We start from the raw sequence: 24,899 nt of genomic DNA, 5'->3' as shown, positions 1-24,899 counted from the left end.
TAATAATCAATATTCACTCTTTTATTTCACGGAGCTAGTATATAAATGCCTAAAGCGTAGAGGCTCAGACCAACGGGAGGATTTGCCCTCGGAGTTTTAGGCATTTATATACGGTAAAATTTCATGAAAGCTGCAAAAAGTGATTTGCCTCTTTTATGTATGTAACCGTTGCCACATCCAGAAAAAATTCTTTGGCACTCTTCGTATCAACTATCTGGTCTTTTCCACCTAAATAGACTTCAATTGTTACCCCTTTACCTGCCAGTGTATATAATTTCTGTATATCCCATTCATAGTTTAAAAGTTCATCCAGCTCTTCGGATACTGTCACACTGCGTTCTACTTCTTTTCTCTCATATGGCAAAAAACAGGCATTTATAAACTGTTGCAAATAGACGTTTTCATTTTTCCTGTATGCCATCAGCTGCAGTTTCTTAAACTTTTCATTTTTACTTTGAAAAAAAGCCGGTGAAAAAAGCTGTAAAGTATCTACTCTTTTCCCCTCTTCCAAAGCTTTACATGTAAACTCAAAAGCTTTTATCGCTCCGTAACTGAAACCGCTTACGGTAAAATCACTTTTATACATGTAAGGGTCAAAAAAGTATTTTTCATTTTTTAAAGAAAATCCGCTAAAAAACTTCATTTAAATACTCTTTTACTTCGGTTTTACTAATACTTTCACGTTCCAAAAGAACATATTCGATTTTTTCAAGCACTTTCAAAAGAGATTCAAGTAATACACGGCTCTCTTCGTAAAGCCTTTTAAGCAGGAGTTCCTGCTCTTTTTCATCCGGCAGTAATGACGAGCACATACCATACTCTTCACACATTTTTTTCACAAGTTTTTTTGCTTCATCCAGATCATCTTTGGCACTGCTTGCATGCTCATTGTACTTTATGTCACAGGCAGCTATTCCGGCTAAAAGCATTTTCACCCGAGATTCAAGTTCCTGTTTTATAAACGGCTCATCCGTAGCAGGTGTCAGCTTTTCGTTTGAAAGCATCAGTTTTTCAAAAGCTATATCATAATAGGTTGCCAGCACTACCTTTCCGGCCTGATAGGTTGCCCGGAATGCTTTTTGTCTTTCATTGAGCATTTGAAGTTTTTTCTTTCCAAACATCACTTTGTCTTTTACCTGCTCAAAATGTTCCAAAGTAACATGAAAATCATTCTGTCTCAAAGCCAACAAAGCCGCCTCATTCACAAGTGCTGCCAGTGCGGCACCGTTAAATCCCACAGTCATATTTGCTATTGTCTTGACATCCAGCTCATGCGGTACTTTTTCCAGATACTTCATCAAAATCGCTTCACGTTCTCGTTTGGTCGGAAGTTCTACAAAAATCCGTCTGTCAAAACGTCCTGCACGCAGCAGTGCCGAGTCTAAAACATCTATTTTGTTAGTCGCTGCAATAACAATCACTCCGCTTGAGCCTTCAAATCCGTCCATTTCAGTCAAAAGCTGATTCAGAGTTGCTTCTCTTTCATCATTTCTGTTGCCGTCTCTCTTTTTTCCTACGGCGTCGATTTCATCTATAAATATAATAGAAGGTGCATTTTTTTTCGCTGCTGCAAAAAGTTCATGCACACGTTTAGCCCCCATACCGACATAAATCTGCACAAATGATGCCCCGCTCTGATAATAAAAAGGCACACCCGCTTCATGCGCAACCGCTTTTGCTATCATCGTTTTTCCAACACCGGGAGGTCCTATTAAAAGCACTCCTTTTGGCATACGCGCACCAAAACTTTTGTATCGCTTTGGATTTTTCATGAAATCTATAATCTCTTCAAGTTCCACTTTAACATCGCTGATACCGCCTATATCATCAAAACTCACATCACTTTTTATCGCTTCAATGTGAGTATTTCCCTCAGAAGAAGAAAGATTTGTATCATTTTTGAGTTCATTTGCAGTAAAAATTTCTCTGAATGATTTTTTTTGCCATTTTCTAAAAGCTAAAGAACCAAGTCCCAAAACCAGTATAAACAGTAACAGATAAAGCAATATATTTGATTCATTGTCAACTTCAACTTTATAATCAGCAAACATATTAGGTGTTACCTGTGAAAAAGGGATTTTATAATATCCTTTTTTTGTTTTTAGGTAAACATATTGTTTCGTAGCAACAACCTTTTCAACATTATGGTTTTGCAACAGTTCTTTGGCCTGTTTCAGGGTTATGGCATCAGCATTGTCCCGAAGCAGAGCAAATAAAATCAGTATTATAATAATAAAGGCCGATACATAAATCGCAATTCTGTTTGTTTTAGATTCTGGCATAATTGAAGTCCTTTTTTACTTCATAGTTGGTAACAGTAATCCAGTTTCCAACCAGATCTTCTTGAGACTCTACAACAATTTTATTAAAATGCTGATCAAGCCCGTGATAGAATCCTTCTTTACAAGACTCTATCAGCACCTCAAGCTCTCCCCTGTAAGCCTTTCTGAAATCAAAATTTTTCTGTTGAATCAACTCTTGCAATTCGTGCAGTCTCTCTTTTGCTGTTTTGCCGTTTACCTCCGGCTTCATAGTGGCAGAAGGTGTGCCATCACGCTTTGAATAGGTAAAAGCATGAATGTGTGTCAAAGGCAAATCTCTTGCATTTTGCATAGCTTCACGCCATAAATCTTCACTCTCCCCCGGATGCCCTGTTATAAAATCGGTGCCTATTGCGTATCCCTTTTCTGCCAGGAGTTCAAACAATGCTTTATCCTGCTTGTAAACATTTCTTCTGTTCATCAGTTTTAACATTTTTGGCGAGGTGTGTTGCAAAGCAATGTGCATATGTTTTTCCATCCACGGCTCATCCAAAATCTCTTTAAATTCATCTGTAATCTGAACAGGTTCAACACTCCCAAGACGTATGCGTCTGACACCACGAATTTGAGACATTTTTTTCATAAGTTTTGCCAAAGATGTTTTTGTATCCTGCCCGTAACTGCCGACATTCGTACCGGTTAGGATAAATTCACCGAAACCGTTCAGGGCAAGTCTTGCGACCTGCTCTAAAATTCTATTTTCATCCATGCTTCTGGCATCACCGCGTACATAAGGAATGATACAGTAAGAACAGCGAAAATTACATCCCTCCTGTATTTTTATAAAAGCTCTGCTTTTGCCGACAAACTCATCCACAACCATATCGTCTATATGGTTCAGATCACCCGGTTCGTAAAAGGGTTTTTCTTTTGCCAAGAGTGCATCTATCTTCTGCTTTTCACTCTGACCGAAAACTCCGTGGATACGGTTCTCTTTTAAAAGAGATTCTCCCTTGGTATGGGCACCGCAGCCGGTTAGAAAAAGCTTTGCTCCCCCATTGTTTTTTTCTACCTGTGAAATATAGGAACGCACATGGGTATCGGCACCATTGGTAACCGTGCAGGAGTTTATAACGATGACATCGGCTTCTGCCTCATTTTGGGTTATTTCATACTCTTTTAATGAACTCATCATAACCTGAGAATCATAAAGATTTGTCCGGCAGCCAAATGTTTTAAAATATACTTTTTTTGCCCCGTGGACATTTTTTTTACTCTGCATTAGACTATTTCTCCGTTATGTGCACTCGGTGATTCACTCTGCATAGATACATGTAACTTCTGGGTAGGATACGCTATCGTAATATCATCCGCTTCCCTGAATGCATCCAAAATTTCCGTTGAAATGACACTTCTGAGTGTTAAAGTAGCATAGGCATTGGTAAGATACCAGGCTTCTATGTCTATACCGTTTGACTCTATAAAAGAGTAGATTCTTGGTTCTACGTTGGTGTTTTTCAAATTATAATGCTGTCTGAGTTTGTTAAGCTGTTTTCTTGTAATATCCGTATAACCCTTAGAAAATTTCTTAGTAATTTCTTTGACTATATGCATAGCTTTCTTATGGTTGGAGTCAAAGGTAATCGTAATCTTTACACCATCCCAAACCGTCTTGAGAGAATTATGTGTATAGTTTGCAATCATCTGGGTAAAAATATAGTTGTTCGGTATAAATATAATACGGCCTGCTCTTCTGTTGTGCATGATGGATGTCAAAGTTATATCTTCCAAAATCGTCATACGAAGGAGCGAAATATCTAAAACATCGCCGACATATTTCATCCCTCCCATATCTACACGGATTCTGTCCCCTACATGTATACTTCCGCCAAAGACGATAACAAGCCAGCCCAGCATCGACATGAACCAGTCTTTCATCGCAATGGCTATACCTGCTGAAGCAAATCCTAAAATGGTCACAAGGTAGGAAGCGTTTTCAATATAGTTAAAAAACAGAATCAAAATTATAATGATGAAATTTGTAAATGTGATGATTTTGTTTGCCATATAAAAACGTTCGTTGTCTGTAATATATTTCTTGACAACCAGCTTTAAAAGAAAAAATATAAAAAATACGAACAGTATTGCCATGCCTATTTTTATCAGTCTGTAAACCTGTTTTTCAATGCCTTTGTTGATGTTTATCTCTGCAATATCCAGGCGTTTTTGATAGACATTCATTGTTACATTCATAGTATCAAGTGCCTGTTCAAACATCTCGAGCTGTGCAAGTTTGTTTCTGTATATCTGAGCATATTTTTTGTTTTTTGGCTGCAGCTGCAGAATTTTTTTATAAATCTTTTTCTCTTGTTTTAATTTGCTGATCAAATCTATCAGACTTTCTCTTTTTTTCTTGTACTCTTCAAGATTAGCATTGAGTGTTTTTATCATAGACAGACCGGTAAGAATATCAAAAGGATTGTTTATTTCCGGTACTTTGTCGATATTTGGCGGCGTTATCAGTTCTGAAAACGGTGCAGAACTGTTGGTGCCTTTTAATTTTTCAATCTGTGAAGCCAAAATATTTTCTTTGGATATCAAGGCGATGAGTTCATCTTTGTCGGCATCTGTTTTAGCATGTTTTGCAAGATACCTGATTCTTTTTTTAATGGCATCAAGATTATGCTTCACATCCATAGATGTCAGGTAGGAAGAGTAACTTTTCATCCACATGTTTTCATCAGATATATCCGACTCTATGGTGTTTATCTGCTGTTCATATGCTTTTGTCTGTTCAAATGCAAGGGCTTCTTCTTTTGTTGTATCTGTGGCATTTTGTTCAACAGAAATATCTGCCTGCAACAAAGAAGAAAAAAGTATACTAACAGTAAAAATGAAAGACTTTAACAGCATCAGTTGTTTCCAAATGTACGAAGAACACTGAGAATCAACTCTTTATCAACTTCATCTGTAATTTTTACGCCACCAATACCTACGGGGATGATAAACGTTACAGAAGCATCCAGACTTTTTTTATCCAGGAAGAATGTTTCATAAAAACTGTTGACATCTTCGATGGTATAAGAAGTCGGCAAATCATACTTTTGTAAAAGCTCTTTTACCCTCTGTGCCTCCTGTGGCGTCATCAGGTTCATAGCCACAGCAACTTCGTTCGCCATCACCATACCAATGGCTACTGCTTCACCATGCAAATAGGTTTTGTATTTTGTTTCGTTTTCAATGACATGCCCAAATGTATGCCCGTAATTCAGGGCAGCTCTCAGTCCATGCTCTTTTTCGTCTTTGGCGACAACATCTGCTTTTGTCTGTACAGCCTGTTTGATGGCTTCTTGCAAAACTTCTTTATCGTGCAGATCTGCTGTTTCTAAAAATTCAAAGAAATTTCTGTTAAAGGTTACTGCCATTTTGATAATCTCGGCAACACCGGCTCCAAATTCCCGTTTGGGAAGTGTCGATAAAAAATGAGGGTCAATATAGACAGCTTTGGGCTGATGAAAAGCACCTATTAGATTTTTTCCGTACTTGTTATTTATACCTGTTTTTCCGCCTACACTGGCATCTACCTGAGAAAGCAGTGTTGTAGGTACCTGCACAAAATCAATACCGCGCTGGTATATACTTGCCGTATATCCTGTCATATCTCCTATAACGCCGCCTCCAAAAGCAATAAGCATTGATTTTCTGTTAAAACGGTGGTTAAACAAAGACTCCAATATCAAGTCAACAGAATCCTGGTTTTTATACTCTTCTCCGTCAGGTACTGTAATAATATAAAGTTCTTTTGCTGATATTTTTGAAAGGAAGTATGCCAGATGAAGTCCGGCCACTTTCGGGTTGGTAATAATAGCTACTTTTTTATCAAAATGAACTTTTTTAATCGTATCTATAGTAATGTCATATGAGTTGTCAACTGTTTGTTTTAAAGGGATGTTTACCTGCATTGTCTATCCAAAATTATAATATGCTAGATAATACTTAACTTTTGCTAAAAAAGGAATAAATTAACGCTGTTTATAGCTGTACAGGTATAAAAATTTGATGAAAATCATCCAGTTTAAAATAGAGTTTTTCACTGTCAGTTGAAAAAAGAGCATAAATATGGCGTGTTGTGAGTTTGTTTGTAAAAGGAATAATCTGTATAAAATTTTCTTTGTGCTTCAGGAGCCGAATCGGGTTTTCATTTTCTTTGAAGACTTTGATTGACTTGGAAAAAATCGTTGAAAGATTATAAAAATGCTCAATGACCTGTTCTTTTTCATCCTGGTGCTCGTTGATATAATTATAAAGTTCTATATTGAAATTCAGCTGCTCGGCTATATCAAAAATCGTAGCAGATATTTTTTCCAGGTCTCTGTTGTCTGAGAGTATCAAAGCGACATCTTTCACCTTGGAAAAAGATTTTTCTGAGAGTTTCAGTACCGGTACATGTACATCATACAAACATTTTCTCACATGATAATCGGCAAACATTTCTCTTGATACAATCACCAGTCCGACATGATACGACTTTACGTCATGCAAAAATGCAGATCGCAGATTAATACTGTCATAATCTATCTCGACAACAATATCCAGATCTCTTAAATCCTTGATTTTTTCAATAATATCAATATCTGAAGGGTTTACAATTTTTATAACAAGGTCATGCTTGAATTTTTCATGTATATACATTGCATGGTGCACAAGCCCAAGAATATTTGCGTGATTTACAATATTCATATCTATATATAAAAGAATATTTGTTCCAAAAGGCTCGGGGAACTGTCCGAGTTCACGCTTGATCGCTTTGTATACAGAACGCAGAACTGCCGGCTCACCAACAAGCAAAAGAGTGTCATTCGGCTGTATCATGCGTCTGCGCGAAGGCATAATGAGCTTTCTGTTTCTGTATATGGCAACTATACGCCAGTTCTTCTGCTCAATCACTCCGATATGCCGATAAACAAAAGAACTGCCAAAAGGCACAAGCACTTCCATTATTTCGCCCTCGCCTATACCGACATTCTGTGCTATAACCGGAACATTTGGCAGGTAATCCAACAAACGGGAGGCCAAAATCTCGTTTGCATTGATGAGTACAACATTCGGATCTTCATTGGTCATATTCCACTGATTTAAGACAACAACCCGCAACTGCTTTTTGACAACACGAATATTTTTAATCGTATTTTCCACTTCGATCTGGTTGTCCATCGCTATAACAACCTGGATAAATTCCATTTTTAGCAAATTTGCCAGTTTGTAAAAACTCGTAGGATCAAACTCGTAAAATTTAAACCGTGCAGGGCTTGCATCTTTGAATTTTTTCTCTTTTGTCTGTACTATATAGTATATATTTTCACTCGTATATGTCTCTGCGACCCGTTGAATAAAGTGTTGTCCTATCGGTCCGCTGCTTATTATCAGTATTTTTTTCATTTGAGATCTTTTTTAATAAGTTTCACACCCATTTCAACATGATGTGTGTAGGGAAACTGGTCAAAAAGCGCCATGTCTGTCACCTGATGTGTTTGGCACAATATTTCCAAATCATCCAGGAGAGTCAGCGGATTACATGAAATATAGACTATATGATCATACCTTGAGACAAATTTGCATGAGTATTCGCCCATTCCGCTTCGTGGAGGATCTACAAAAACAGAGTTGATATTGTAGCTGTTGATATCAATATCTTTCATTCTTCTGTACTCTCTTACGCCGTCAAGTGCTCCGACAAAATCCTCAACACTCATACGGACAAATTCTATGTTCTCTACCTGGTTTAAAACCATATTTTCTTTTGCCGCATTGATGGAGGATTTGGATATTTCTGTTGCCAGTACTTTATTGAATTTTTTTGCAAAAGGTATAGTAAAGTTTCCTGCCCCGCAGTAAAGCTCAAGCAGATCATTTTTCGTATCTGAAAACCTGTCGCTTGCCCAGGCAATCATCTGTTCGTTTACTCTCGGATTTGGCTGGGTAAAACTGTTTTCAATATGTTTAAACTTATAGACATCCTTGTTTACATGTAAAGTCTCTGTGACATAATCCTGTCCTATCACAACTTTTTGTTTGCGTGACCTGCCTATGATATATATATTCAAATCTTCTGCTATTTCTGTTGCTTTTTTCTGCCATGCTTCATCCAAAGCCCTGTGATACAATAGTGAAACTACTATTTCTCCCGAGCTTGCACTTAAAAAATCTGCACCGAAAAGCTTAAAGCCTATCTCATGTTTTTGTATGGCTGAGAGCAGTTTTGGCATCAATTCAGCGATATATTCATTGACCTGGGGGCATTCCTCTATCAGAACAACCCCTTTTTTGTCAATATGGTTCATCGCATAGGATATCTCATCGCCGGAGTGCCATATTTTGAACTCGCTTCGTGCACGATAATGTTCATCCAGGGATTTATACACAGAAATATCTCCGTCAAAGTAAGGAGAAAATCTTTCTTTGTTTATCTGTACTTTTTCATTGAGTTGCACTTCATACCCATCTTCATAGACTCTGCAGGCACCACATTCGCCAAAATATTTACAATCCAATTTTACATCCTTAGAAAATATTTATTTTACGGAGGCAATCAAATTGCCTATCAGTAAATTCCAGCCGTCAATCAATACAAAAACAAGTATTTTGAAAGGCAGAGAGATCATAACAGGAGGCAGCATCATCATACCCATAGACATCAAAATAGAGGCCACGACCATATCTATGACCAAAAAAGGCAAAAAGAGCAAAAAGCCTATCTCAAAAGCGGTTTTTAATTCACTGATGATAAAGGCAGGAATAACAATTGAGAGAGGAACATCTGCCACAGTTTTCGGATTTTCCATTTTTCGTATACGCAAAAAGAGCGCCAGATCTTTTTCTCTGGTATTTCTAATCATAAAATTTTTAAAAGGCAGAGTAGTTTTGGTAAAAGCCTCTTCATACCCTATATCCTTGGCTATGTAAGGCTTGATACCCTGCTCATAGGCTTTTGTTCCTATGGGTTCCATCACAAAAAAAGTCAAAATCATTGCAAGCATGACAAGAAGCTGCGTCGGAGGAACCTGTTGGGTACCGAGTGCCTGACGTAAAAACCCGAACACAATGACAAATCGTGTAAATGTTGTCATTACAAGGACCATCGAAGGAGCTAAAAAAAGCAAGGTAAGAACAACGAGTACATTAAGAGAAGAAACAAGCTGTTGCGGTGTATCAGGAGCAGAAAGGCTGAGATTCATTGTAGGCACAACAGGCGATTCTGCCCCAAAACCCAAAGCACTCAATGCCAAAAGTAAAAAAAGAACTCTTATCATTTTTTCTCGACTGTTTTATCTAAAATAGAATTGTTGATATTTTGCGCTTCTTCACTTTTTTTCCCATAAAAATGCAATTCAACTCTTCTGTTTTTTTCTCTTCCTGTGGCTGTTGCATTGGTCGCTATGGGCTGATACTGTGCAAAACCTGTTGCACTCAAACGTGCAGGATCAACACCGTCTAAAATCAACTCATGCAAAACCGCCAACGCTCTTGCAGTTGAGAGTTCCCAATTGTCCTTATAAGGACTGTTCGGTCCGGGATCTCTGTCATCAGTATGTCCCTGTACATCCACAAGCATATCATTTGGCAACTCTTGAATAATAAGCGTAATCCGCTTCAAAAACAACAAAGCGTCCTGGTTTTCTATCGTTGCACTGCCTGGTTTGAACAACAGTGTTGCCGGCAGTTTTATAACAAAACCGTCCTGAGCCTCTTTTACGGTAATCGCAGGAGACTGTGTTTTTTCCATCATCTCATTCGCATCAGTTGCAGCCTGCTGTACTCTGTTGACCACTTCACTCGTTTCGTCCTGAGAGTCTATAGGCGTGGCTTCAAGCATTCTTTTTTTTGAAATTTCTGTTTGCGTACCGCCCTCAAGGACACTCATCGCCCCTGAGAGTGAACCTATCGCTTCTGAAATCTTTTTTGCATCCATACTTGACATGGAAAGCAGCAAAACGAAAAAACACAGAAGCAGAGACATTAAGTCTCCAAACGCCGCGAGCCATGCAGGGAGGCACTCCTCGCATTCAGGACACTTTTTTTTACCCATCAGTGCTGTCCGTTATTCAAACTGACTGACACGGTCAGCAGGAGCCAGATAGGCAAGCAGTTTTGCTTCAAGCACTCTAGGCGCATCACCGGACTGAATAGACATAATACCCTCAAGAATCATCTCTTTAAGCATAGTCTCTTCATCATTTCTGATAGTCAGGATATTGTAAATCGGTGTTCCAAATATGTTACCTATCATTGCACCGTACATGGTTGTAAGCAAAGCAACTGCCATTGATGGACCGATAGCAGAAGGATCCGCCATATTTAAAAGCATGGCAACAAGTCCGATGAGCGTTCCGATCATACCCATCGCACCGGCAAGCCCTGCCCACTGGTTAAATATAGAAGCATGAATCTTATGACGGGTACTTGTCTGTTCCATATCAATTTCGAGCAAATCACGAATCGTATCAGGCTCACTGCCGTCAATTGCCATGGAGAGCCCTTTTTTCAAGAACTCATTCTCTTCATTGTTGACATCACTTTCCAATGCCAAAATACCGTCTTTTCTTGCCTTGGTTGCAAACTCTACCAGTTTTTTGATAAGCTCACCCACATCCTCTTCGGCAGGTTTGATAGCTTTCATAAAAACTTTGGTAAATTTTTTCATTTGCGCCGGTTTAAAGGAGATCATCAAAGCCCCGATACTACCGCCGACAACAATTAAAACAGAAGGAATATCGATATATGCACCGACACCAACACCCATTGTCATGGCCCCGAGCAAAAGAGCCATAATCAAAACAATACCAATGACCGTACCTAAATCCATCCAAAAACCTTATGAAAAATTTATAATTACATTATAATAGCACAATTATTATAAAGAGTAAATTTTATTGACTATCTTTGCGATGAGTAATATAATCAGCCATGCAAGTATCATTGTAATGACCGTATGGCTGAAAAAATGATCGCCGATAACCATTTTATACAGCCCCATACTCCACCCGATTGTCAAAGCAACTGCAGAGGCAATGATTTTGTTTCTCCGTTTGTGAAATAAAAATATCAGGCTCAAAAGCGCAAATCCGCCGCTTGCATGTCCGGCAGGCCAGCATTTGCTTTTGTGATGATGCAGTTTAAATTCGTGAGTATAATTTTGCCAGACTGCCGTTCTGGGATACACTCCGCCATATCTTACTTCATCTTTGGGACAGGGCATATTTGTCTCTCCTTTTATAGAACTTGCAATAAGCGGCACAAATATAGCAGAAAGTATGACAATAATCATGCCTCTTTTGTAGTCATTGACCAGTTTTGTTTTTCTAAAAAAGATAAGTGCAAGCAACAGACTCACAGCAAAGGCAATGAGAAGTTTTTTAATACCGTCGTAAAATATAAACTTGTAAGGCTGCTCACCCCAAAAAAGAACCCATTTATGCGTCGTAAAATCAAAAAACTGATCTTGCAGGCGCAAATCTACATCGCTTATCCCGAAAAAAATGATGCTAAAAAGCAGAAGTATAAAAGTAACAACGAGTTGCTGGTTAATGTTCATCTTTTATAATATCCAGCTTTTTGTTATACTCTTTTGTATGTACATCAAATATGCCCAGCAATGTATGAAAAAGATCATCTTGTGTATATTTTTCATCTTTACGTTTTCGCAAGGCATCTTCATCCACTCTTTTTGCCATATTTTTTCCAAACCACATCAAGGCACCGATATGCACCTGCGCATCAGGAGCCATAAAGTAAGGAAGCCCGTGCAGATAGACACCGCCCTCGCCCAGACTCTCTCCGTGGTCGCTCATATATATCATAGCTGTATCGTATTTATTCTCATATTTTTTTAAAAAATTTATCGTCTTGTCTAAAAAATAATCGGTATACAAAATAGCATTGTCATAGGCATTTGTTATCTCTTGCTGTGTGCAGTTTTCCAACTGGTTTGTTTTACATGTAGGCGTAAATTTCTCGAACGCTTTTGGGTAACGTTTATAATAGGCAGGACCGTGATTTCCCATCTGATGCAGCACAATTAAAATATTTTTGCCTTTGTTCTTTTGTATAAATTTGTCAAGTCCGACCAGCATGCCGACATCTCTGCACTCTCCGTCTGCGCACACAGTGTTGTTTTTGGGAATTTTATAATCTTCATACGGCACACGCAGTGCTACGCCTTTGGAGTCTGAGTTGTTATCCCTCCAGAGAACTGCCACATCTTTTGTATGTTTCAAAACATCCAGCACATTTTCGGTACTGATGCCTTTTTTGTAGCTGTAGTCTGATTTGCCGTATTTCGCAAACATACACGGCACAGATGCAGCAGTAGAAGTGCCACAAGAGTAAAAATTCGGAAAATCCACGATGTCATCTTGCGCAAGCAGAGGATTCGTCTCTCTTTTATAGCCGTTGAGACTAAAATGATCCGCTCGCGCTGCTTCACCCACAACCATAATAACAAGTTTTTTGCGATTGTCGTCATTGACTATTTTGGCATCAAGTCCTATCGGTTTGACAACAAGCGGACCGCTGTTAAATGTCAGATTGATATACTTTCCGATGGAGTACATCCAGTATGCCGGATTTATTGTATAACGCAGGGGCTTATGCTCTCTGACAAAAGATGTATAAAATTTGCTAAACAAAAAGAATGACGCGACAATAACCGCCAAAGAGAGCCCTATAAGTTTTAAACGTGCGAAAAATTCCTGCTTAAAAGGTCTATACGCAATTTTTGCCTTATATACGAAATAAGAAGGCAAAAGACCTAAAAAGACAAAGTATAAAACCTGTTTAAGCGTTACCAGATCCAGTGATTCGTGCATATTTGTCTGCAGAGTATTTCGAATCATACTTGCATCAATCACCACATGATAACTGTTCATAAAATAGTTTGTCAGCGATGAAACCAGCAAAAGTGTAATCAAAATCGGTTTGAGTGTGTATTTATAACAAACCAGACTCAGTAGAAATATCATAAAAAAGACTAGAATAACCGCAAGGGAAATCAAAAAGCCTATATTGTGCCAGTTCAGCGGATAGACCTGCAATACATTGTGAAAAAAGCTGTAATTGTCAAAAAGAATAAAAAATATGCTGACATAGATGATGAGTTGTGTTTGTGTAATTTTTTTCAAGGGGAAAATCTTCTTTAGTATAAAATATCTTATTACATGTAAGCAAACATAAATAAGTTTGAAATTATACACTTTATAATTAAATAATGGTAACATTACACATTAAAACTGCGGTAATTAAAATTAATTTATATTTACACTTTAAAGTAACTTTTTGGGACCCGTACTTTAGTGCGGGCTGAGAGCGGCAAGAATATTGCAATGGCCGGCACTGAAGTACCGGTTCCAAGAAAACATAACTGAGTTTTGATACATAAAAAACAGATAAAGAGCAGACATGAAAAATGAGAAAATAAGCATAATAATTTTGGCAGCCGGCAAAGGCAGCCGTATGAAATCATCGCAAGCAAAGGTTTTACATTCAATCAGCGGAAAACCTATGCTCTACCATATTATAAAAGAGTCCCGTAAAATTTCTGATGATATTACCGTAGTGGTTGCCCATCAAAAAGAAGCGGTCATTGAAACAATGCAAAATTATTTTGAAAACATTCGTTTTGTCGAGCAAGACACTCAAAATTTTCCAGGAACCGGCGGAGCCATGATGCAGGTAGAACCAAAATATGACAAGGTGTTGGTTCTTAACGGAGATATGCCACTCATTACAGCCGATGCACTCAAAGGATTTTTGGAACTTGAAGCAGACATCATCATGAGTATTTTTGATCTTGAAAACCCTGACGGATACGGTCGCGTCATTATACGAAACAATCATGTTGAATACATCGTAGAACAAAAAGACGCTGATGATGCAGAGCTAAATGTCACCACCGTCAATGCCGGAGTCTATGCCTTTTCAAAAGTAATTTTAGAGCGGTATATTCCTGATTTAAGCAATGACAATGCGCAACAAGAATACTATCTTACCGATATCATAGCCATGGCAAATGAGGATGAGTCCAGCATTGTTCCCCTGCTTGTTGATGAAGAACAGTTTAAGGGGGTCAATTCCAAAAAAGACCTCGCAGATGCCGAAGAGATCATGCAAAACAGAATTCGCACCAAATGGATGAATGCAGGTATGACGATGCAGCTTCCTGCAACGATTTATATAGAAGAAGATGTTGTTTTTGAAGGCGAGTGCATCGTAGAAAACGGCTGTCGCATTACCGGAAAAAGCAAAATCATCAACTCGCATATAAAGGCCGGCAGCGTTGTAGAAGAGAGTATAATGAAAAACTCCGACTGTGGACCGATGGCGCATTTAAGACCGCTTTCAAACATAGAAAACACCCACATCGGGAATTTTGTAGAAGTAAAAAAATCAACCCTCAAAGGGGTAAAAGCCGGACATTTGAGTTATTTGGGCGATGCTGAGATAGACGAAGGCACAAACGTAGGTGCGGGAACCATTACATGTAACTATGACGGTGTTAAAAAATACAAAACAGTCATCGGCAAAAACGTCTTCATCGGCAGCGATTCTCAGCTAGTAGCCCCAATAACCATAGAAGATGACGTGATGATAGCAGCAGGAACGACAGTAACAAGCGGCAAAATTAAAAGCGGTAATCTGGTTCTCAGCCGGACAAAAATGCGCCTTGTAAAAGATTTTTATTATAAGTTTTTTGGGAAGAAATAGACATTTGCATAAAAAACTTCACTTATTTCAATTTCTTTATTTTGTAAGTAAAAAATTTTGTTAGAATGCCACATGAATAAAAAACAAATTGCTATTTTAAGTATCGGAAATACATTACACAAAGATGAAGGTATCGCTTTATATGCGAGTAAATATCTGGAGTCCAACTACACTTTTCAACCCAGGGTGGATATTATTCACGGCGGAGTTGAAGGAAAAAAACTGCTCAATATATTTATGGAATATCAAGAAATAATTGTCCTTGATGTCATCGGAATTGAGGATGCTCCAGGTTCAATGTATCAGTTCCCTATGGAGACCTTTCGCAGTTTCAGCACAAATGAAGATGATGACGAAACCGGAGTACTCGGGTGTCTTAATTTGCTTGAGAGGCAAGGAGAAACTTTACCAAAAGTCACGCTTCTTGCGATTATTCCCCAGAGTATTGAGCCAGGAACAGGTTTAAGCAGTTCACTTCTCAAACCCTTTGATGCTTATGTCTTAATGATAATAAAATCTCTTGAAGACAAAGGTATCAACTGTGAAGAAAAAGCCGAAAAACATACACTGGAAAATATAACAGCTGATCTCACCAGTTAGACGAAACATTGCAGTCACTTCATTTTCACACCATTGAACCTGTTATATTTGCTGATTCAAAAGTGCTTATACTCGGTTCATTTCCCAGTATAAAATCTTTTGAAGAGGGGTTTTACTATGCCCATCCACGGAATCAGTTCTGGCCTATATTGGCTGCGATTTACAAAGAACCTGTTCAGACAAAAGAAGATAAAACTGCCCTGTGCAAAAAACACAAGATAGCCCTTTTTGACAGTGCTGCAAGTCTGCAAAGAGATGCAAACAATTCCAGTGATACCAACCTGAAAAATATCACAGTCAATGATTTTGAAAAACTTTTAGCAGAATATCCAAACATCAAAACCATATTGTTTACAGGCAAAAAAGCACAACAGATTTTTGACAAAGAGTACAAACATCTGAAAATCAAAAAAGTCCTGCTCCCCTCAACCTCCCCAGCCTATGCCAGTATGAAATTTGAAGAAAAACTTGCGAAATACAAAGAGGCTTTGCCTCATCCCTTTCAGTAACATTTTGCATGTTATGCGATATATATGACAAATAACATACAAAATGAGCTGTTATTTATAAATACAGCATAAAACATATACTTTATTTTTAATAATGGTATTGTATTTTTTCAAATCAACTAAAAAAATAATGTTTTGGCATATTTTTCAATAAATATCAAAAATTAACAATCATATAAAGTGTATGTTATTTGTTAATTTAAGTGTTTTTGGAATATACTGTTTGTTGATAAATAGTTATCCGCTCACTGCGTGACCGGATAACGGGGGCGCGGGTTGAACACCCGCTAGTCATCTGTCGCACAGCGCCAGATAATAAGCGGGAGGAATGAGCAACAACATCAGAAAATAAATTTTCAGATGTCGCCGTCATTCACCCGCGCCCCCGTTATAACCACAGAACAACTTAATCTAAAATTGATATATAGAGAAGATAATGGCAAAGATATTACCTACAATTGAAAATATTAAAAGACTTAAAGTAGCACCTACAGATGGTGAATGGTACTTATTAAACTATCTTCTCGAGCACTTGCCTGAGAGTGTAGAAATATATTTTCAACCTTTTTTAAATGGTGATATGCCTGACATTATTTTAGTTCAAAAAGATGCTGGGGTTGCAATTATTGAAGTAAAAGATTGGAATCTAAACTTATATAATATTGATAAAAATAACCACTGGCATCTTACAGAAAATGGAGCTTTATTAAAATCTCCATTTCAACAAGTTTTTAGATACAAAACAAATCTATTTAATTTACATATTGATGGAATGCTAGAAGCAAAACTAAAAAATAAACAATTTTTTGGACGCATTAATTCATATGTATATTTTCATCATGCGACTAAACGAAGTCTTTCAGATTTTTTTAGTAATGTCATGAATGAATATAAAAAAATTGAATATGATTTACATGAATCATTTAAGAATAAAACTATTTCTTATGATAAATATGAGAAACAATTAGATTATCAAAAAAGAAAGAAATTGAAAATTGAAAGAGATTTGAATTATCATTCAATAGGGAATGATAATATTAATAAAATACATTTACCATCAATTGATTCAAAGATTTTCACAGAACATATATACAAAGAGTTTCAACGCTATTTACAACCTCCCTTTCATACAATTAATCAAGGTATAAAAATTGACTATACAAAAAAGCAAGAAAAATTATCTATTAGCAAACCAATACACCAAAAAATAAAAGGTGTTGCAGGATCTGGGAAAACAGTTGTATTAGCAAAAAGAGCAGTCAATGCGTATAAAAGACATGAGAATAGAGTGTTAATCCTTACATATAATATTACATTAAGAAGTTATATTCATGACAAAATAAGTGATGTTAGAGAAGACTTTAGCTGGAAATATTTTTATATTACAAACTATCATCAACTTATAACTCAATTATTCAATAATATAGGTATTGAAATAGAAATACCTGAAGACTTAGCACATAATCAATTATCAATATTTTTAGATGACAATTACTATTCAAATGCAAAACTTTTTGAACAGTATAAAAATGACATTCCTAAATACAAATCTATTTTTATAGATGAAATTCAAGACTATAAACCAGAATGGATAAAAATAATTAGAAAATATTTTTTAGAAGAAAATTCAGAAATGGTACTCTTTGGTGATGAGAAACAAAATATATATGAAAGAGAATTGGATAGCGAAAAGAAACCTAAAATAGTTCAAGGATTTGGTAGATGGGAAGCATTAAATAAGTCTATAAGACATCAAGGAAATGGTGGTAGAATATTAGACTTAGCAAAAAGATTTCAAACAACATTTTTTAAAGATAAATATGAAATAGACACATATGAAGATACTAAAAATGAACCTTCATTGTCATTAGATATATACAAAATAAAAAGTTATCAAAACGATAAAATCAATGAAATAGCATCAACTATAATCCAAGAAATTAGAGATTATGACATTCATCCAAATGATGTAGCGATTTTATGCTCAAATATAGATTTACTAAAAAATATTGACTATAATATACGAAAGAATCATACAGATAAAACATTGACGACTTTTGAGACATTAGAAATGAGTAAAAAGTTTCCACAAGAAATAGATAATATTAGAAAAAGAAAAAAAATTGGATTTAATTTAAATAATGGCATGATGAAACTATCTACTATACATAGTTTTAAGGGATATGAAGTTCCTACATTATTTCTAATTATTGATGAAGAAGATAATGAAGAGATTGTTTATGCTGGAATAACTAGAAGTAAGTTTAATATAATGGTCTTTACAAAAGAAAACAGCAAATATAACGACTTTTTCAACATAGATTTAGAAAGAGTTATAACAAAACAGAGTAGCCAATAAATTACCTAGCGGCAATTTATGGTTATCTTCAACCGTTATCATAAAATCACTCTCTAAGACTTGACAATTTCAGTGTTATTACAATATAATTACATATCAAATATATTTGGAGTTATTAAATGACAATGCTTACAAAAATAGGAAACTCACAAGGTATAAGAATCCCTAAACCAATAATTGCTCAAGCACATCTTGAAAACAAACAGCTTGATTTTGAAGTTGTTAAAGATGGTTTGTTGATTAAACCTATAGAAATAAAAAATAGAGAAAAATGGCAAGAAAATATTCAAGAAGTTTTATTAAAAAATAAAAATATTCAAGATGAAGCAATTTTAAATGATATGCTCAATGACAGTGATTTAGAAGATTACGAATGGTAAAAAATATTAAAAGATTTGATATAGTTTTAGTTAAACTAAATCCAACAGTAGGCTCAGAAATACAAAAAACAAGACCGTGTATTATTATATCTCCAGATGAAATGAGTATGCTAAAAACGGTTATTGTAGCACCTATGACGAGTATAGGTTTTGATTTTATATTTAGACCAAAGATAAAATTTGAAGCTAAAAATGGTTTAGTATTGTTAGATCAAATAAGAACTATTGATAAGTCAAGAATAGTTAAAATATTAGGAAGAGTAGATACTAAAACACAAAAGATTATAGCTCAACTTTTAGTAGAAATGTTTGACTATTAAAAGAATGATAACAAATCAGAGAAGTTCAATTTTGTGTGAAGTATGAATGAGCCTATCCATCATAGCACAGGTTGGTTTATGAAGTAAAAGAACTTGATAAAATAGTAAGAGTTTTAAGAATGTGGTCACACTATGGAGAATGAGATACAAAAAAAGCTCATCAAATAAGCAAAGATACACCAAAAAATTACGAATTACACCCCCTATAATTAAATATCTAGGGTGTAAAATATAACAAAACGAAGCTGAACTCCGAACAAACCACTAAAAATTTTATCTTGTATATAATTTAAGTTCTATAAACGGGAACTGTGTTACAATCCATCTATGAGAATAATTTCAAAGAAAAAACTAAAAGATTTTTACGAGCAGCCAAAATACACAGATTCTAAAAATCCTTTAGAAGCTTGGCATAAAGAAGTTCTAAAACTTGATTGGAATAATCCAAATGAAGTAAAAGAGATGTATCGAAGTGCTAGTATTATTGGAAATGAAAAAGTTGTTTTCAATATTGCTGGAAATAAGTATAGATTGATAGTTTCAATAAACTATTATGCAAAAATTGTTTTTGTAAAATTTATTGGAACACATAAACAATACGATAAAGTTAAAATGGAGGATTTATAAGATGAATATTAAACCAATCAAAAATGAGCAAAACTATAATGAAGCACTGCAAAGAATTGAAAATTTAATGAGTGCCAAACCAAATACACCAGAGATGGATGAACTAGAAGTCTTAACAACTTTAGTAGAGGCTTATGAAGAAAAACACTATAAAATTGAAGCACCTGACCCAATAGAAGCTATTAAGTTTAGAATGGAGCAAGAAGGCTTAAAGCAAAAAGACTTAGTTTCTATTGTTGGAAGTAAATCTAGAGTATCTGAAATTTTAAATAAAAAAAGAAAACTCACTATTGAGATGATAAGAAATTTACATAAGCAGTTGCACATACCAGTAGAAAGTCTTTTTTTAGACTACAAGACTAACTGTGCTTAAATGCTAACAAATAAAGATTAGGAATGATGATTGCCAACTTTACTCAATAAAAACAATGCAGGAAAAAATATTTAATGAATTTTTTATCAAAAGAAGCTCCGCTTCAAAGCTCTATATCTTCGATGAAGGCTGTTTTGTCTGATGTCGGATGCGAAACGGTTTTTCAAGAACACAAAAATCCCCTCACTCACTGTTATTCGGTGAATCTCAGCTCAAAAGAAGCACCCGGACATATTTATTCCAACGGTAAAGGTGTACTCAGCGATGCTTCTGTGGCAAGTGCTTTGGGTGAATATATTGAGCGTCTGCAGACAAACAACTTTTTTATAGATTTTCATTTGCCAAAGAGAAAATATTATCCTGATGAAGTTGTTTTTTCTTTTGATGAAGCGTATCTCAGCGATGAACTTATGGCAGTGTACAACCCTGAGAACAATCTCTCAGCTGAAGATTTGGTGGATTTCAACAGCGACTATGAAGACAAAATTGTCGCACTTCCTTTTGTCAAACAATCCACACAGGAGCGTGTTGCCATTCCGCTTAATATTTTAAGCAATCTCTACGTGAGCAACGGTTTGGCGACGGGAAACACCCCTTTGGAAGCAAAGGTGCAGGCTCTGAGTGAGATTTTTGAGCGCTATGCAAAAATCGCTATCATTAAAAACGGCTATGCTTTGCCGAAATTTCCTGATGACGTTGTTGCAAGTTTTCCAAAAGTCTATGAAGATGTACAGGCATTGCAAAAACTCGGCTATAAGGTCGAAGTGTTGGATGCTTCTTTGGGCGGACAGTTTCCCGTCACTGCCATTTCATTGATAGATCCGAAGAATGCTACACTTTTTGTCTCTTTTGGAGCACATCCTATTCTTGAAGTCTCACTTGAACGCACAATGACCGAGCTTATGCAGGGACGTTCTCTTGAAAATCTTGACAGTTTTGAAGTGCCTACTTTTGACATGAGTCTTGTCTCAGACAGTTTTAACCTTGAATCACACTTTATAGACTCCAACGGCAAACTCGGATTTCCTTTTTTGAGTGCCAAAAAGAGTTTTGGGTATTCTCCTTTTTCGTATAAAGGAAACTCCACGCAAGATGAATATAACTATCTTACAAAGATTCTTCAAGATATGGAGAAAGAATTTTACATCAGAGAATATGATTACCTCGATTTTTACTCCTGTCAAATCATTGTTCCCGGTATTTCAGAAGTTTATCCCATAGAGGATTTGATATATAACAACAAAAACAACGGCAAACTTATCCGTGATATGGTACTCAATTTTACAAAATATGACCCGCAGGAAATTATGCTTGAGATTGAATCATTGGAAGACTCACTCAATATGGAAAAATACATCGGTGTCATCTTTGTGAAAAATTTTACAATGGCTGAATTTAAAGCACAGATTTTATTGCGCCTGGGTGAGTATGACGAGGCACTGGAGTTATTGGAATACGGGACAAACAAACTCGGTCATCTCGTAGTAGAACTTGCTCGAATGCAGGAGATGCAACTTGATTATGAAGAGTACAAAGAAGCTTTATATGAGGTGTTTTCCAAAGAAAAAGTAGTAAAATCTTTGGGTATTCTCAATAATACAGACTTTTTAATAGAAACAACGCTGCATAAAGACTATACCAATATGCTGAACCTATATGACAAACTTGAGAGAAAAAAATGCACAATGAAATAGACCTGATACTCAAACCTGAATTTACACAGCAGATACAAAACGGTTATCCTCTGCTTATGAAAGAGTATTTTGAAGATTGGCATAAACTCGAAGAAGAAGGCAGTCTGCTTCACTTGTATGACAAAAAAAAGAGATTCATTGCAAAAGGCTACTACGGATTACAGAACAAAGGGCATGGCTGGGTTCTTTCACAAAAAGAAGATGAAACCATAGACAGCGAATTTTTCAAAAGAAAAATCAAAGAGGCACTCTCCTACAGAAAAGATTTCTTTGCCGACACGCAAACAACTGCCTTTCGGGTTTTTAACGGTGAGGGCGATGGCATCGGCGGCTTGAGTATTGATTATTTTGAAGGCTATTATCTCTTTACATGGTACAGCATCGGTATTTATACATTCAAAGAGAGTATACTCGAAGCTTTTAAACAGAGTATCGACTTTAAAGGAATCTATCAGAAAAAACGCTTTAATACAAAAGGCATGTATCTCGATGACAAAAGTGACTTTGTATCTGGACAAAAAGCACCGCAGCCTTTACATGTAAAGGAAAACGGGGCAAATTTTGCCGTTTATTTGGATGATGGGGCAATGGTGGGAGTTTTTTTGGACCAAAGAGAGGTCAGAAAAGCCATTCGTGACAAATATGCAAAAGGAAAAACCGTTTTAAATACTTTTTCCTACACGGGCGCTTTTTCAGTATTTGCAGCCCTTGGCGGTGCAAAAAGCACGACAAGCGTTGACCTGGCAAAACGAAGTTTACCAAAAACGCAAGAACAGTTTTCCATCAACAACATTGATTTGAAAAATCAAAATATCATTGTTGAAGATGTCTTTTTATACTTTAAATATGCCGTGAGAAAAAAACTGCTTTTTGATATGGTTGTCGTTGATCCACCGAGTTTTGCACGTTCAAAAAAACATACATTCAGCGCTAACAGAGACTATGTAAAGCTGCTCAAAGAGGTCATACAAATAACAAATAAAGGCGGTATTATCGTAGCTTCCACCAATGCTGCCAATTTCAGTATGATGACTTTTGGCAGATTCATAGATAAAGCTTTCAAAGATGTAAAAATAAAATACAAAGTGCTAAAACGCTACTCTCTTCCAAAAGATTTTCGCGTGGCAGAAAAATTTCAAGAGGGTAATTACCTCAAAGTCGTTTTTATAAAAAAACTTTAGTTTGTCTCAAGAATAAAATATCCGAGATAATTTTTTATCGGTTTATGCGCATTTACCCAACTTGAAATACCGCCTTCGAGATTGACAACATTGCTAAAACCCAAATCTTTGAGGGTTTTTGCAGCCATCAGACCTCTAGCCCCTTTGAGACAATAACAGACTATTTGATGATCACTTAAATCAACAAGTTTGTCATCAACGGCGAATTCCAATTTCCCCCGAGGAATGGTAAAAACAGTTTTAGCAGGGATGACACCGCTTGCAAACTCGTCAGATTCCCGCACATCAATCAAAACCATATTTTCCAAGTCAATCTCTTCAACCTGAATTTGCTTTATCTCTTTCTTTGCCGCAGTCAGCAGTTCTTTTAAATGCCCCTTGATAAGGTCAATATCACACCTTTCGTAATACTTTTTCATCTGTTCGTTATGGTTCATGAAAGCTCCTTTACATGTATTGCATACTAAAGTATACAACCAAACAGCTTAATCATTAAGTTCCTTTAGTATTTCTAAGTATTTTTAGATAAAATACTAGAAAATATAATGAAGAGATTTTGAATGAATATTCCAACAAATTTAATCAAAGATAAAAAAATTCTCCTTGGTGTAACCGGTTCTATTGCTGTGTACAAAACACTCGAACTCGTCAGAGAATTCATTAAAGCCGGAGCAGAGGTAAAGATTGTTATGAGTGAGAGTGCAAAAAAATTTATAACTCCGCTCACTTTTGAAACACTCACTTCAAATCAGGTCCTTGATGACACAAACGAGTCCTGGGCAAATGAGCATAACCACATTAAAATCACCCAATGGGCAGACATCATGGTCATTGCTCCTGCAACGGCAAACACCATCGCCAAACTTGCCAATGCCATTGCAGACAATATGCTGCTGCAATGCGCGCTTGCTTTTAGCGGTATGAAAATTTTGGCACCCTCGGCAAATACAAATATGCTCCAAAATCCAATCACTCAGGCAAATTTGAAGATGCTCGGCATTGCAAACTATACTATTTTAGAGACGCAGACAAAAGAGTTGGCCTGCAAGACTGTCGGAGACGGCGCTATGGCCGACCCTTTGGATATTTTTTATCAAACCTGCCGTGAACTTTTAAAAGAGGAGTTTTGGGAACACAGACGGGTGATAGTAACCGGCGGAGGCACGATAGAAAAAATAGATGAAGTGCGCTACATCTCAAACTTTTCAAGCGGAAAAATGGCATCGGCTTTGGCAACGGCACTCTATTTAAAAGGGGCAGATGTTAATCTCATCGCCACAAAATTTGACCGTGACCTGCCTGTCAATATGCATAAAATAGACGTAGAAGACACACAGGAGATGCTTGAGTATCTTGTCGATTCCATACGCATTGCAAAAAAAGGCAAGCTTTCAAAAGCGACACTCATACGTGACGAGCATATTCATCTTATCCAAAAAAAGCCCTATCTCTTTATGGCAGCGGCGGTGAGTGACTATGTTCCTGAATTTCCTCAAAATGCAAAACTTAAAAAAGAGGATTTGGGTGAAAAGTGGGAACTGAGTCTGAAAAAAAATATTGACATTTTAAGTACAATTGAAAAAGAAGGCATTACAGTCATAGGTTTTAAAGCAGAAATGGAGAAAGAAAAAGCCGAAACAAATGCAAAAAAAATGTTACAGGAGAAAAAACTTGACGCAGTCTGTCTCAATGTTTTACAAAATGCCTCAAGCTTTGGCAGTGACGAAAATGAAATAGACTTTATTACACCACAAAAAAATGTGCACATACCAAAAGCGGACAAACTGCATGTATCTTTTGAAATAATCAAAAATGCAAAAGAGCTGCAAGAATAGA

24 protein-coding genes are annotated in these 24,899 nt (G+C 36.4%); 11 read left to right on the top strand and 13 right to left on the bottom strand.

The features are described from left to right. Positions 1–121 precede the first annotated feature (121 nt). From bioV to MNY28_RS01545, 12 genes are all read right to left on the bottom strand, one after another. Positions 122–643, bottom strand: a complete 522-nt coding sequence (bioV, locus tag MNY28_RS01600) for a pimelyl-ACP methyl ester esterase BioV (protein WP_346388711.1) — start codon at positions 641–643, stop codon at positions 122–124. Further along, positions 630–2,282 (bottom strand): AAA family ATPase, encoded by a 1,653-nt coding sequence (locus MNY28_RS01595; RefSeq protein ID WP_151900410.1) that lies wholly within the window; start codon positions 2,280–2,282, stop codon positions 630–632. The genes bioV and MNY28_RS01595 overlap by 14 nt, the downstream gene beginning before the upstream one ends. Then, positions 2,269–3,543: a tRNA (N(6)-L-threonylcarbamoyladenosine(37)-C(2))-methylthiotransferase MtaB gene (mtaB, locus tag MNY28_RS01590; RefSeq protein ID WP_346388710.1), complete on the bottom strand. Its 1,275-nt coding sequence runs from the start codon at positions 3,541–3,543 to the stop codon at positions 2,269–2,271. The genes MNY28_RS01595 and mtaB overlap by 14 nt, the downstream gene beginning before the upstream one ends. Continuing rightward, the gene (locus MNY28_RS01585) at positions 3,543–5,174 is read right to left on the bottom strand and encodes a mechanosensitive ion channel domain-containing protein (RefSeq protein ID WP_346388709.1); all 1,632 of its coding nucleotides are present in this window, start codon (positions 5,172–5,174) and stop codon (positions 3,543–3,545) included. Before MNY28_RS01585 ends, mtaB begins: the two co-directional genes overlap by 1 nt. Further along, positions 5,174–6,223, bottom strand: a complete 1,050-nt coding sequence (aroB, locus tag MNY28_RS01580; protein ID WP_346388708.1) for a 3-dehydroquinate synthase — start codon at positions 6,221–6,223, stop codon at positions 5,174–5,176. Before aroB ends, MNY28_RS01585 begins: the two co-directional genes overlap by 1 nt. 70 nt (positions 6,224–6,293) lie before the next feature. After that, on the bottom strand, positions 6,294–7,700 hold the full coding sequence (locus MNY28_RS01575) for a TrkA C-terminal domain-containing protein (protein WP_346388707.1): 1,407 nt from the start codon (positions 7,698–7,700) through the stop codon (positions 6,294–6,296). Continuing rightward, complete coding sequence (gene trmA / locus MNY28_RS01570) at positions 7,697–8,812, bottom strand: tRNA (uridine(54)-C5)-methyltransferase TrmA (RefSeq protein WP_346388706.1); 1,116 nt, start codon at positions 8,810–8,812, stop codon at positions 7,697–7,699. Before trmA ends, MNY28_RS01575 begins: the two co-directional genes overlap by 4 nt. Before the next feature lie 21 nt (positions 8,813–8,833). Next, positions 8,834–9,571 (bottom strand): flagellar type III secretion system pore protein FliP, encoded by a 738-nt coding sequence (gene fliP, locus MNY28_RS01565; protein ID WP_151900416.1) that lies wholly within the window; start codon positions 9,569–9,571, stop codon positions 8,834–8,836. Beyond that, positions 9,568–10,347 carry a flagellar motor protein MotB gene (locus tag MNY28_RS01560; RefSeq protein WP_151900417.1) on the bottom strand — a complete coding sequence of 260 codons (780 nt, stop codon included), beginning with the start codon at positions 10,345–10,347 and terminating at the stop codon, positions 9,568–9,570. The genes fliP and MNY28_RS01560 overlap by 4 nt, the downstream gene beginning before the upstream one ends. A 12-nt stretch (positions 10,348–10,359) precedes the next feature. Beyond that, positions 10,360–11,124 (bottom strand): motility protein A, encoded by a 765-nt coding sequence (locus tag MNY28_RS01555; protein ID WP_151900418.1) that lies wholly within the window; start codon positions 11,122–11,124, stop codon positions 10,360–10,362. 48 nt (positions 11,125–11,172) lie between these two features. After that, positions 11,173–11,853 (bottom strand): phosphatase PAP2 family protein, encoded by a 681-nt coding sequence (locus MNY28_RS01550; RefSeq protein ID WP_151900419.1) that lies wholly within the window; start codon positions 11,851–11,853, stop codon positions 11,173–11,175. Beyond that, entirely contained in the window at positions 11,843–13,438 is a 1,596-nt protein-coding gene (locus MNY28_RS01545; RefSeq protein WP_346388705.1) for a phosphoethanolamine--lipid A transferase, read from the bottom strand. Before MNY28_RS01545 ends, MNY28_RS01550 begins: the two co-directional genes overlap by 11 nt. Before the next feature lie 277 nt (positions 13,439–13,715). Between MNY28_RS01545 and glmU the strand changes: the two genes are divergently transcribed. The 10 genes from glmU to MNY28_RS01495 all read left to right on the top strand — a co-directional run bounded on the left by glmU (position 13,716) and on the right by MNY28_RS01495 (position 23,063). Next, positions 13,716–15,020: a bifunctional UDP-N-acetylglucosamine diphosphorylase/glucosamine-1-phosphate N-acetyltransferase GlmU gene (gene glmU, locus MNY28_RS01540; protein WP_346388704.1), complete on the top strand. Its 1,305-nt coding sequence runs from the start codon at positions 13,716–13,718 to the stop codon at positions 15,018–15,020. Between the two features lie 72 nt (positions 15,021–15,092). Beyond that, complete coding sequence (locus MNY28_RS01535; RefSeq protein ID WP_346388703.1) at positions 15,093–15,620, top strand: hydrogenase maturation protease; 528 nt, start codon at positions 15,093–15,095, stop codon at positions 15,618–15,620. Positions 15,621–15,628: 8 nt separating this feature from the next. Next, the gene (locus tag MNY28_RS01530; RefSeq protein WP_346388702.1) at positions 15,629–16,129 is read left to right on the top strand and encodes a DNA-deoxyinosine glycosylase; all 501 of its coding nucleotides are present in this window, start codon (positions 15,629–15,631) and stop codon (positions 16,127–16,129) included. Between the two features lie 436 nt (positions 16,130–16,565). Continuing rightward, positions 16,566–18,488, top strand: coding sequence for an NERD domain-containing protein (locus MNY28_RS01525; protein ID WP_346388701.1), 1,923 nt, complete (start codon positions 16,566–16,568; stop codon positions 18,486–18,488). Between the two features lie 119 nt (positions 18,489–18,607). Continuing rightward, positions 18,608–18,868 carry an AbrB/MazE/SpoVT family DNA-binding domain-containing protein gene (locus MNY28_RS01520; protein ID WP_346388700.1) on the top strand — a complete coding sequence of 87 codons (261 nt, stop codon included), beginning with the start codon at positions 18,608–18,610 and terminating at the stop codon, positions 18,866–18,868. After that, the gene (locus MNY28_RS01515) at positions 18,862–19,188 is read left to right on the top strand and encodes a type II toxin-antitoxin system PemK/MazF family toxin (protein ID WP_346388699.1); all 327 of its coding nucleotides are present in this window, start codon (positions 18,862–18,864) and stop codon (positions 19,186–19,188) included. Before MNY28_RS01520 ends, MNY28_RS01515 begins: the two co-directional genes overlap by 7 nt. 327 nt (positions 19,189–19,515) lie before the next feature. Further along, entirely contained in the window at positions 19,516–19,815 is a 300-nt protein-coding gene (locus MNY28_RS01510) for a type II toxin-antitoxin system HigB family toxin (RefSeq protein ID WP_346388698.1), read from the top strand. Between the two features lies 1 nt (position 19,816). Further along, positions 19,817–20,188: a helix-turn-helix domain-containing protein gene (locus MNY28_RS01505; RefSeq protein WP_151900325.1), complete on the top strand. Its 372-nt coding sequence runs from the start codon at positions 19,817–19,819 to the stop codon at positions 20,186–20,188. A 74-nt stretch (positions 20,189–20,262) separates the two neighbouring features. Continuing rightward, positions 20,263–21,882: a YcaO-like family protein gene (locus MNY28_RS01500; protein WP_346388697.1), complete on the top strand. Its 1,620-nt coding sequence runs from the start codon at positions 20,263–20,265 to the stop codon at positions 21,880–21,882. After that, the gene (locus tag MNY28_RS01495; RefSeq protein ID WP_346388696.1) at positions 21,867–23,063 is read left to right on the top strand and encodes a class I SAM-dependent rRNA methyltransferase; all 1,197 of its coding nucleotides are present in this window, start codon (positions 21,867–21,869) and stop codon (positions 23,061–23,063) included. The genes MNY28_RS01500 and MNY28_RS01495 overlap by 16 nt, the downstream gene beginning before the upstream one ends. Here the strand turns inward: MNY28_RS01495 and MNY28_RS01490 are convergent. Beyond that, positions 23,060–23,500, bottom strand: a complete 441-nt coding sequence (locus MNY28_RS01490) for a rhodanese-like domain-containing protein (protein WP_346388695.1) — start codon at positions 23,498–23,500, stop codon at positions 23,060–23,062. The two genes, MNY28_RS01495 and MNY28_RS01490, sit on opposite strands and share 4 nt — an antisense overlap. A 123-nt stretch (positions 23,501–23,623) precedes the next feature. Between MNY28_RS01490 and coaBC the strand changes: the two genes are divergently transcribed. Then, a complete protein-coding gene (coaBC, locus tag MNY28_RS01485; RefSeq protein ID WP_346388694.1) occupies positions 23,624–24,898 on the top strand; it encodes a bifunctional phosphopantothenoylcysteine decarboxylase/phosphopantothenate--cysteine ligase CoaBC in 1,275 nt (424 codons plus the stop codon). Position 24,899: the final 1 nt, after the last annotated feature.

The sequence above is a fragment of the Sulfurimonas sp. NWX367 genome (assembly GCF_039667065.1).
GTDB lineage: Bacteria > Campylobacterota > Campylobacteria > Campylobacterales > Sulfurimonadaceae > Sulfurimonas > Sulfurimonas hydrogeniphila.
Note: the sequence above shows the minus strand (reverse complement) of the source record. Positions and strands in the feature narration are given on the sequence as shown.

What these genes read in the sequence shown, in the direction of transcription:
- bioV (WP_346388711.1), bottom strand. Translation starts at nt 643, where the DNA reads ATGAAGTTTTTTAGCGGATTTTCTTTAAAAAATGAAAAATACTTTTTT.
- MNY28_RS01595 (WP_151900410.1), bottom strand. Translation starts at nt 2,282, where the DNA reads ATGCCAGAATCTAAAACAAACAGAATTGCGATTTATGTATCGGCCTTT.
- mtaB (WP_346388710.1), bottom strand. Translation starts at nt 3,543, where the DNA reads ATGCAGAGTAAAAAAAATGTCCACGGGGCAAAAAAAGTATATTTTAAA.
- MNY28_RS01585 (WP_346388709.1), bottom strand. Translation starts at nt 5,174, where the DNA reads ATGCTGTTAAAGTCTTTCATTTTTACTGTTAGTATACTTTTTTCTTCT.
- aroB (WP_346388708.1), bottom strand. Translation starts at nt 6,223, where the DNA reads ATGCAGGTAAACATCCCTTTAAAACAAACAGTTGACAACTCATATGAC.
- MNY28_RS01575 (WP_346388707.1), bottom strand. Translation starts at nt 7,700, where the DNA reads ATGAAAAAAATACTGATAATAAGCAGCGGACCGATAGGACAACACTTT.
- fliP (WP_151900416.1), bottom strand. Translation starts at nt 9,571, where the DNA reads ATGATAAGAGTTCTTTTTTTACTTTTGGCATTGAGTGCTTTGGGTTTT.
- MNY28_RS01560 (WP_151900417.1), bottom strand. Translation starts at nt 10,347, where the DNA reads ATGGGTAAAAAAAAGTGTCCTGAATGCGAGGAGTGCCTCCCTGCATGG.
- MNY28_RS01555 (WP_151900418.1), bottom strand. Translation starts at nt 11,124, where the DNA reads ATGGATTTAGGTACGGTCATTGGTATTGTTTTGATTATGGCTCTTTTG.
- MNY28_RS01550 (WP_151900419.1), bottom strand. Translation starts at nt 11,853, where the DNA reads ATGAACATTAACCAGCAACTCGTTGTTACTTTTATACTTCTGCTTTTT.
- glmU (WP_346388704.1), top strand. Translation starts at nt 13,716, where the DNA reads ATGAAAAATGAGAAAATAAGCATAATAATTTTGGCAGCCGGCAAAGGC.
- MNY28_RS01535 (WP_346388703.1), top strand. Translation starts at nt 15,093, where the DNA reads ATGAATAAAAAACAAATTGCTATTTTAAGTATCGGAAATACATTACAC.
- MNY28_RS01525 (WP_346388701.1), top strand. Translation starts at nt 16,566, where the DNA reads ATGGCAAAGATATTACCTACAATTGAAAATATTAAAAGACTTAAAGTA.
- MNY28_RS01520 (WP_346388700.1), top strand. Translation starts at nt 18,608, where the DNA reads ATGACAATGCTTACAAAAATAGGAAACTCACAAGGTATAAGAATCCCT.
- MNY28_RS01515 (WP_346388699.1), top strand. Translation starts at nt 18,862, where the DNA reads ATGGTAAAAAATATTAAAAGATTTGATATAGTTTTAGTTAAACTAAAT.
- MNY28_RS01510 (WP_346388698.1), top strand. Translation starts at nt 19,516, where the DNA reads ATGAGAATAATTTCAAAGAAAAAACTAAAAGATTTTTACGAGCAGCCA.
- MNY28_RS01505 (WP_151900325.1), top strand. Translation starts at nt 19,817, where the DNA reads ATGAATATTAAACCAATCAAAAATGAGCAAAACTATAATGAAGCACTG.
- MNY28_RS01500 (WP_346388697.1), top strand. Translation starts at nt 20,263, where the DNA reads ATGAATTTTTTATCAAAAGAAGCTCCGCTTCAAAGCTCTATATCTTCG.
- MNY28_RS01495 (WP_346388696.1), top strand. Translation starts at nt 21,867, where the DNA reads ATGCACAATGAAATAGACCTGATACTCAAACCTGAATTTACACAGCAG.
- MNY28_RS01490 (WP_346388695.1), bottom strand. Translation starts at nt 23,500, where the DNA reads ATGAACCATAACGAACAGATGAAAAAGTATTACGAAAGGTGTGATATT.
- coaBC (WP_346388694.1), top strand. Translation starts at nt 23,624, where the DNA reads ATGAATATTCCAACAAATTTAATCAAAGATAAAAAAATTCTCCTTGGT.